The 7,303-nt window shown below is 41.7% G+C and carries 7 protein-coding genes and 1 pseudogene; 2 read left to right on the forward strand and 6 right to left on the reverse strand.

Features of this window, described 5'->3' with window-relative positions:
- Positions 1 to 2: 2 nt before the first annotated feature.
- The gene (locus BMZ95_RS07670; RefSeq protein WP_014074116.1) at positions 3 to 875 is read right to left on the reverse strand and encodes an ABC transporter ATP-binding protein; all 873 of its coding nucleotides are present in this window, start codon (positions 873 to 875) and stop codon (positions 3 to 5) included.
- Entirely contained in the window at positions 853 to 1,401 is a 549-nt protein-coding gene (locus tag BMZ95_RS07675) for a SagB/ThcOx family dehydrogenase (RefSeq protein WP_052750357.1), read from the reverse strand. The genes BMZ95_RS07670 and BMZ95_RS07675 overlap by 23 nt, the downstream gene beginning before the upstream one ends.
- 486 nt (positions 1,402 to 1,887) lie before the next feature.
- On the opposite strand from BMZ95_RS07675, the gene BMZ95_RS07680 reads away from it, so the two are divergent.
- A complete protein-coding gene (locus tag BMZ95_RS07680; RefSeq protein WP_046922305.1) occupies positions 1,888 to 2,436 on the forward strand; it encodes a TetR/AcrR family transcriptional regulator in 549 nt (182 codons plus the stop codon).
- Between the two features lie 88 nt (positions 2,437 to 2,524).
- Here BMZ95_RS07680 and BMZ95_RS07685 read toward each other — a convergent pair.
- The 4 genes and pseudogenes from BMZ95_RS07685 to BMZ95_RS07700 form a co-directional block, all read right to left on the reverse strand.
- A pseudogene (locus tag BMZ95_RS07685) lies at positions 2,525 to 2,856 on the reverse strand (ABC transporter substrate-binding protein); the annotation flags it as partial.
- A gap of 182 nt (positions 2,857 to 3,038) precedes the next feature.
- On the reverse strand, positions 3,039 to 3,725 hold the full coding sequence (locus tag BMZ95_RS07690) for a 2,3-diphosphoglycerate-dependent phosphoglycerate mutase (RefSeq protein WP_074786562.1): 687 nt from the start codon (positions 3,723 to 3,725) through the stop codon (positions 3,039 to 3,041).
- Between the two features lie 81 nt (positions 3,726 to 3,806).
- Positions 3,807 to 5,000, reverse strand: coding sequence for a MalY/PatB family protein (locus tag BMZ95_RS07695; protein ID WP_046922306.1), 1,194 nt, complete (start codon positions 4,998 to 5,000; stop codon positions 3,807 to 3,809).
- Entirely contained in the window at positions 4,987 to 6,054 is a 1,068-nt protein-coding gene (locus BMZ95_RS07700) for an AI-2E family transporter (RefSeq protein WP_014074124.1), read from the reverse strand. Before BMZ95_RS07700 ends, BMZ95_RS07695 begins: the two co-directional genes overlap by 14 nt.
- 1,005 nt (positions 6,055 to 7,059) lie before the next feature.
- On the opposite strand from BMZ95_RS07700, the gene BMZ95_RS07715 reads away from it, so the two are divergent.
- A partial coding sequence (locus BMZ95_RS07715; protein ID WP_225357362.1) for a transposase occupies positions 7,060 to 7,303 on the forward strand: 244 nt, incomplete at its 3' end.

Below are 7,303 nucleotides of genomic sequence, written 5' to 3' on the forward strand. Positions count from 1 at the left end.
TGTCATCCCTCCTCGATGACTCCGCCGGTTATTTCACAATAAGCGTCTGCCAATCCGGGTTTCCTGGAATTGATATTATAAACATTACCACCATATTTACCGACCAAAGTCTCAATCAGGTCATCAACCCGTTCAGTACCTATGCGATAGGTATCGACGTCCAAACGGGAGATTTCCTCACTTTCAGACAATTCATCAATAACATCCCTATCCTTGCAGGAAAAAGTAACATATCCTTTGACATGACTCAGCTTAATCAGCTTCTTCGGGCTATCTACAGCAAAGAGTCTTCCCTTGTCAACAAAACAGACTCGATCACATAGATTCTCCACCTCATCCATATAATGAGAAGTTACAATTACCGTCCCGGTCACTTTCCGAATAAGATTCCACAACATCAATCGAGCATTGGGATCGAGCCCTGTAGTCGGTTCATCCAAAATGAGAATATCCGGCCGATTTAAAACACTCAGCGCCAAAAAAAATCTCTGGCGCTGACCACCAGACAATTCCGTTACCTTCTTGCCCTTTATATCCTCCAGATCAACAATCCTGTCAAGCTCTTCAAAATCATAAGCATTGTGATACATGGATTGAAACATATCAATATTTTCAAAAACAGACAAATTATCAAAATAACCATTGACTTGAAAGAGAATCCCTGTCCTTAAATTCGGAGCGGCAATTATCCGGCCGCTTTCAGGCTGATGTAATCCCTCCAACAAGGACAACAGTGTCGTTTTTCCAGCTCCGTTTGGACCTACAATCCCTAATATCTCTCCTTCACGAACGGAAAAGGTGATGTTTTGCAATGCATATTCTTCATCTCTCCCATACCTGAAGGAAACGTCTTCAACTTTTACTAAATCCGCCATCTTCATTTCCCTTTCCATAAATACCCGGCATTTCATTACCATTATCTCCACATAATCCTAATGCCACTTCACCTATCACGGATTCAGTCATGCCATCAATACCAAGCATTTCATTAATTTCGTCATACTCATATCCACCGATATCACACGTTCCCATTCCATATGAAGTTGACAACAGCGCAATATTTTGTAATAGATGTCCTGATTCAGTGAGTATGAAACGGTAACCACGATTTCCGTACTTATATATAGTTCTACGAAACATTGCTGTTAAGAGAATTGTAATAGGTGCACAATCAATTGACTGATCGCGAATATTAAATTTATTTGTCAAATCATTTTCACTTAAATTTAAAATATACTCTAAACAATTGTCTGTCACGTTATAGTGGTAAACCCCTTTTTTCAAATATTCAACATTATTTGCTACTACATAAACCTTGATAGGATATAGAGCACCCGCTGATGGATACGCCCTGACATCCAGCGTACCATTTTCGACTTTAATTTTATTAGTGACCCACACTATGTAGCATATGCTAACTACTTTTCCTAATTAATTCAATTTGGACACTTTGTCTAAGCGCCAAAAGCATTTCCTTGCTAACATACTACATCCCGTTTGTATTCTATACTCTTGTGTCAAAAAAGAATGTATTAATTTAATACTTTCTTAAATACTTTTTAATACTTTCTTAAATATTTTTCCAGATCACAAATCATAACGACCCATCATATGCAGTGTAAACATATTTTTCAATAGCAATTTGGCGAAATATAACTATTACTTTTAAGTTTTTTGTGTCAATTTCACAAATATATCATTTTTTCTGTATATGATGAATACGTTAAAAAATCGTGATATAACTATTAACCAAGGGTGGCCCGAATCTATTAAAGTAAAAGTCAACTAATCTACCGTTTACGATAATAAAATCACCTTTGACGACACTTTTACCATCGGTGTCACAACTGGGTGTATAATGAACTAAAAAGTTTTCAGGAGAAGCACATGAACAAGTCAGTAAAGAAAATCATGGATTCATATTTATATCTTGTGGACCTGCACAACTCACTTGAAATTTCCGTCAGTGACATAACCAATGTTGCCGGCGTATCAAGAGCCACCTTCTATAATCACTTCAATTCTGTCGGAGATGTTATTTCCTGCATAGAAGAAAGTGTCGATGCAAAGATATTGGAATGCATCAATAACCATCCCAATGGCGTTACCAAAGGGATTGGAATCATTGATGTCATTTCCAATGAGATACTTCCCTTAATCTACGAGAATCGTGAAATTCTGAAAATACTATATACCAGCCCCTTGCAGCCATACTGGATTGATTACTTGAAGGCAAACTACAGCAAATGGGTTTCATCCTTCAAGTCAGAATATGATTGTCGAACTGTTCCATCATACTACGCTGAGAACTTAACCTATCTGTTCTTTTTTTCAATAATCGAACTATGGGTTTCAAAGCCGGTTCCGGAAACACCAGCAGAATTCATGAAAATCTTTCATTCATTGTTTTCCGTTCCAATCAGTCAACTATTGTGACATTAAAGACAGTCACCTCCTGTGTAATTACTGATATGAATGCAAAAAGAGGCCGCCCATTACCGGACGGCCCCGTGATGACCTGCGCCTATTTGTCGATGACGATGTCGGATGCCTTGATTTCCTTGCCAAAGTAAGGCTTGAGCTCCTTGTTGAAGTCATCCTTGAAGAAACCCTTCTTCGTGAGTTTCGTTATTTCCCTGTTCGTCCACTTCAGCAAAGACTTGTTCCTTTCTTGATCCCTGGAGCGATAAACTGGTTCGGTCCAAGCGTCTTGATGCCGACCGTATACTTTGGATGGTTCTTGACCCATGCATAAAGGTATGAATTATCGTCTGCCAAGGCCACGCCGCGGTCATTCTTCAAAGCGTTGAACTGTTGTGTTTTGGAGTCAAATTTCAAAAGATCCACGCCTTTTTTGAAAAAATACCCCCTCGTGCTCTGTTTTGCTGCTTCCCCTTATCTTAAGGATAGAAAAAAATACCAGTCAAAGCACTTGTGAGACGATATTTTTAAGAATTTCTTAGTGAATAAGCGCCATTTGATCGGAAAAAGCACAAAAAAAGACCGGACTTTCACCGATCTCTTTTAAAAGCCTCAGATTAAAGCTTTTCCTTTGAAACGATGTTCAACTTGTCATCCAAGTCGTAAACAACTGGTTGACCAGTTGCCATTTCAACGTTCATGATGTCTTCGTCAGAGATTTGTTCGATGTACTTCGTCAAAGCACGCAATGAGTTGCCGTGTGCAGCAACGATAACGTTCTTGCTGGCCAACAAATCTGGAGCGATATGATCTTCCCAGAATGGGATAACGCGTTCCAACGTAACCTTCAAGTTTTCGCCACCAGGAATGATGCGTGGGTCAAGGTTTGCATAACGACGATCGTTTGCTGCAGAACCTTCATCGTCTGCGCTCAAGAGCGGAGGCAATACATCGTATGAACGACGCCAGATGTGAACTTGTTCTTCACCGAACTTTTCAGCTGCTTCAGCCTTGTTTTGGCCTTGCAATGCGCCGTAATGACGTTCGTTCAAACGCCATGTCTTTGTTTCAGGAACCCAAAGTTGGCCTGATTCTTCAAGTGCGAAGTGAAGCGTCTTGATAGCACGCGTCAAAACTGACGTGTAAGCTTGGTCAAATTCGATGCCAGCTTCTTTAAGCTTGCGACCTGCTTCTTTTGCTTCTTGTTCGCCTTTTTCGCTCAAATTAACGTCAACCCAGCCAGTGAACAAGTTCTTCAAGTTCCATTCACTTTGACCGTGACGGATAAATACTAATTTTGCCATTTAGTACAAACCTCTTTCTTAGAATATGATACAACCATATTTTACACTGAAAACGCGAAAATTGGTAGCTTTTTACAAAAATTATTGTTGCTTATAGCGTCTGATTGCAGAAATCATGGCTTCAGTCGCCTTTTTGACGTTTTCAGGCGTCGTTGCCAAATTGAATCTGATGTGTCCTGCCCCGCCTTTTCCGAACCAATCGCCAAAATCAACGGCAAGTTTTGCATCGCGCTTGATGACGTCCTCAACATCTGCGCTTGAAACGACCGGTTCAAGATTGATCCACATGAGATATGTTCCCTCGAGTTCTGAACAGATGATTTCAGGAAATGCAGACCTTAATTGCTCCTTGACGTATGCATAGTTTGAGCGCACGACTTCGAGCAAGCCTTCAAGCCATTCTTCACCGTTCCGGTAAGCGGCCTCTCCGGCAACTTTTCCAAGCAGATTTCCATTCGGCGTTTTCTGCATTTCGACAAAACGATCGTACTTTCTCATGATCTGCGGATTCGGCACGATCACGTGACTGTTGTCAAAGGCCGCCATGTTGAATGTTTTTGAAGTCGAATCAAGCACGACGAGATTGTCGCGATAATAACCGTCTCTGATTGAAAGTCCGGACACGAACGGTCTTTTGCCGACGATCAGATCGTGATGAATCTCGTCAAAAATCACGCGGACCTGCTTGTTTCTGCAAAGCTCAAGCATTTCTTCGAGTTCTTCTGCGCTCCAGACTCTTCCGACAGGATTGTGAGGACTGCAGAAAATCAATAATTTGACGTTTTCTTCACCGATTTTTCGTTCCATGTCCGCCAAATCGAGCGAGTAAACCTCGTTTTCGTTTTTAAGCTCAGAAACAACGAGCCTGCGTCCGGTATTTTTGACAACTTCAGCAAACGGATTGTAGACCGGTTGCAGAATCATTACGGAATCCCCTGGCTGCGTCAAAATTTGCACAAATGTGCTGATTGACTGAACAACGCCCGAACCGAAGCGCATCCACTCTTGATGAAGTTCAGTGCCGTAACGTTTCTTTTGCCAGTTCATGTATGCTTCATAATATTCCTTCGGTGTCAGCGAATAACCGAAAACACCATGCTTGACGCGTTCTTCCAACGCCTTTTGAGCCTGTTTCGGAATCTTGAATTCCGTATCAGCAATCCAAAAAGGCAATAAGCCATCTTCGCCGAAGCTTTCTTTTAAATCATCCCACTTGACGCAGCAAGTGTTGCGTCTGTCAACGGCATATTCGCTTAAAAACTCATCCTTGTTCATTTTGTTTTTCCTGCTTTCTTAATTTTTCAAGTTTATTGTGTTTCGTGTGAACGGGTTTAACTCCTAAAACATCAAGCATGAACGTGAAAATCGGGATGCCGACGATCAAGCCCCACGTTCCAAAAAGATGTTCCGAAATGAACAAAACGACGAACGTGTAAAAAATCGGCAATTCGGTTCGGCTGGACATCAGTTTCGGATTAAGCACGTAAGACTCGATTGCATGAACCACGATCAACAAAATAATGATGTAAAAAACATCTCTTAAACCGCCAACGGTATAGCCAATGAAGCAAAGCGGAACTGCAGAAACGATAACGCCGGCAACGGGAACCAGACTGAGCACGAAAATCATCAGGCTCAAACTGAAAAGCTGCGGCATCTTCATGAATCCGAGAAATGTGGTCGTAATCACTGTATTTATGATTGCTATCATGAACTGCGCTTCCATCACGACGCCGAACGTATTCACGAAAATCTTTGCAAAATAATAAATATCCTGGAAAATCCATGCAAACGGTCCGCTCGTCAAAAAGCTTTTCGAAAATTCCGCCATCTGACGTTCCTCAATCGTAAAGAAGAAACTCAAAAGAAGTGACATGAACAGCGTGAATCCCATCGAACCAATGCTCGTAACATACTTCATCACGATTCCAAAACTTCCTTTGACCTGATTCATGACGTCAAGCTTGCCAACGTATCCGCTGATGAAGTTGATGACCTCATTTGCCCCTTTTGGAGGATTTTGGTAAAACTGAAGCACTGAAGCAACCATCGCTTCCGACTGACTGATCAGTTTCGGCACGTAAACGGTCACTGCCAAATATATTAGTCCGATCAGCGCCAGATATACGGCAATCACAATCAGCTGTGACGGAATTTTGACGTGTCGATGAATCGACATTATCAGGCGCGTGATCAAAAAAGTGAAGATAAACGTCAGCAAAATCACGCTGATGATGCTTCGTGAAACGTACAGGATTCCGATAATCCCAAGCAAGACGACGAAACGTCTCAAGCGGACGTTTTCCAAAAATTTATTCCATAAGTTCAAAGGAAATACCTCCCTAAATATTCCAGCAACAACAAGTCGATACGTCAATTTTACTATATTTAAGAATTTAGAGAAAGACAGAAATGAGGGCTGGTTTTGATGAGGCAGACTCTGATTTTGTGTGCGCGCGTCGAATCTGGTCATGCGAGTAGACAAAAAATGGGGGAAATGTGTGATTTTTGTCTACTGGCTGGTCCAAATTCAGGGCGTGCGGAACCAAAAGTAGGCAAAAAACAGGACAAATGCCTCATTTTTGTCTACCGGACTCTCCAAATTCGGGGCGTGCGAAACCGAAAGTAGACAAAAAACGGGGGAAATGTGTGATTTTTGTCTACCGGTTGGTCCAAATTCAGGGCGCGCGACATCGAAAGTAGACAAAAAACGGAGTGAATGGCTCATTTTTGTCTACCGGACACTCTGAAATTGGGGAGCACGGTTCCGAAAGTAGACAAAAACCGGTGAAACGTCTGATTTTTGTCTACCGGCTAGTCCAAATTCGGCCCGAGCTGCCCTGAAAGTAGAACAAAATCTCGAAAAATTGAAAAAATATTCTACTCGGTTACCTTCGCCAAAGCAGTTTGGACTCAGATTACGGGCAAATCTCAGAAATCAACGTTTTGCCCGTAACCGAGGTCAGGTGCAGCGATTGAGCAGGTGATGAGCAGCACTGCATTTGGCAAAATCATTGTCATTTACGGACACATCGATGAAAATGGGCCGTTTGTCCGTAAATGGCCTGCTCGAAAAATGGCGATTACGGACAAAATGGTCAAAAACGGCCGGTTATCCGTAAAAATTAAGGTGTTTCGGACCTTGTTTTACGGACAGATGTTCCAAAAAGCCGGCTTTGTCCGTAAATTTTGAGTGAAATCTCGGTGCACCACCCAGAACAAGAAAAAACCCGCGCCATCACTGAAGTGCCCTATAATTGTTAGACGGTTATAATGTCCTTTAAGTATACAGGTAAAAAAGAAAATTTGCTGTATGCTTGGAGGGCATTTTCATATGGGAAGAAAATCGAAATATTCTGCTGATTTTAAGCTGATGATCATTCATGAAGCAGAAACATTGGGAATCACCAGAACATCAAGGCTGTATTCCATATCAGACCATACCATCAGAACCTGGAAGCTCATCTATAAGTATCAGGGTATTCAGGGCCTGGAACCCACACATTCAAATAACACATATTCCAAAGAATACAAGGCATCACTGGTTGAAGAATATCAGAAGTCAGATGAGAAGCTTG

It is taken from the genome of Ligilactobacillus ruminis DSM 20403 = NBRC 102161, from assembly GCF_900113455.1.
GTDB classification, from domain to species: Bacteria; Bacillota; Bacilli; order Lactobacillales; family Lactobacillaceae; genus Ligilactobacillus; species Ligilactobacillus ruminis.

Bases quoted from the DNA above. Each gene is read 5' to 3' on its own strand.
- BMZ95_RS07670 (WP_014074116.1), bottom strand. From the start codon at position 875: ATGGCGGATTTAGTAAAAGTTGAAGACGTTTCCTTCAGGTATGGGAGA.
- BMZ95_RS07680 (WP_046922305.1), top strand. From the start codon at position 1,888: ATGAACAAGTCAGTAAAGAAAATCATGGATTCATATTTATATCTTGTG.
- BMZ95_RS07690 (WP_074786562.1), bottom strand. From the start codon at position 3,725: ATGGCAAAATTAGTATTTATCCGTCACGGTCAAAGTGAATGGAACTTG.
- BMZ95_RS07695 (WP_046922306.1), bottom strand. From the start codon at position 5,000: ATGAACAAGGATGAGTTTTTAAGCGAATATGCCGTTGACAGACGCAAC.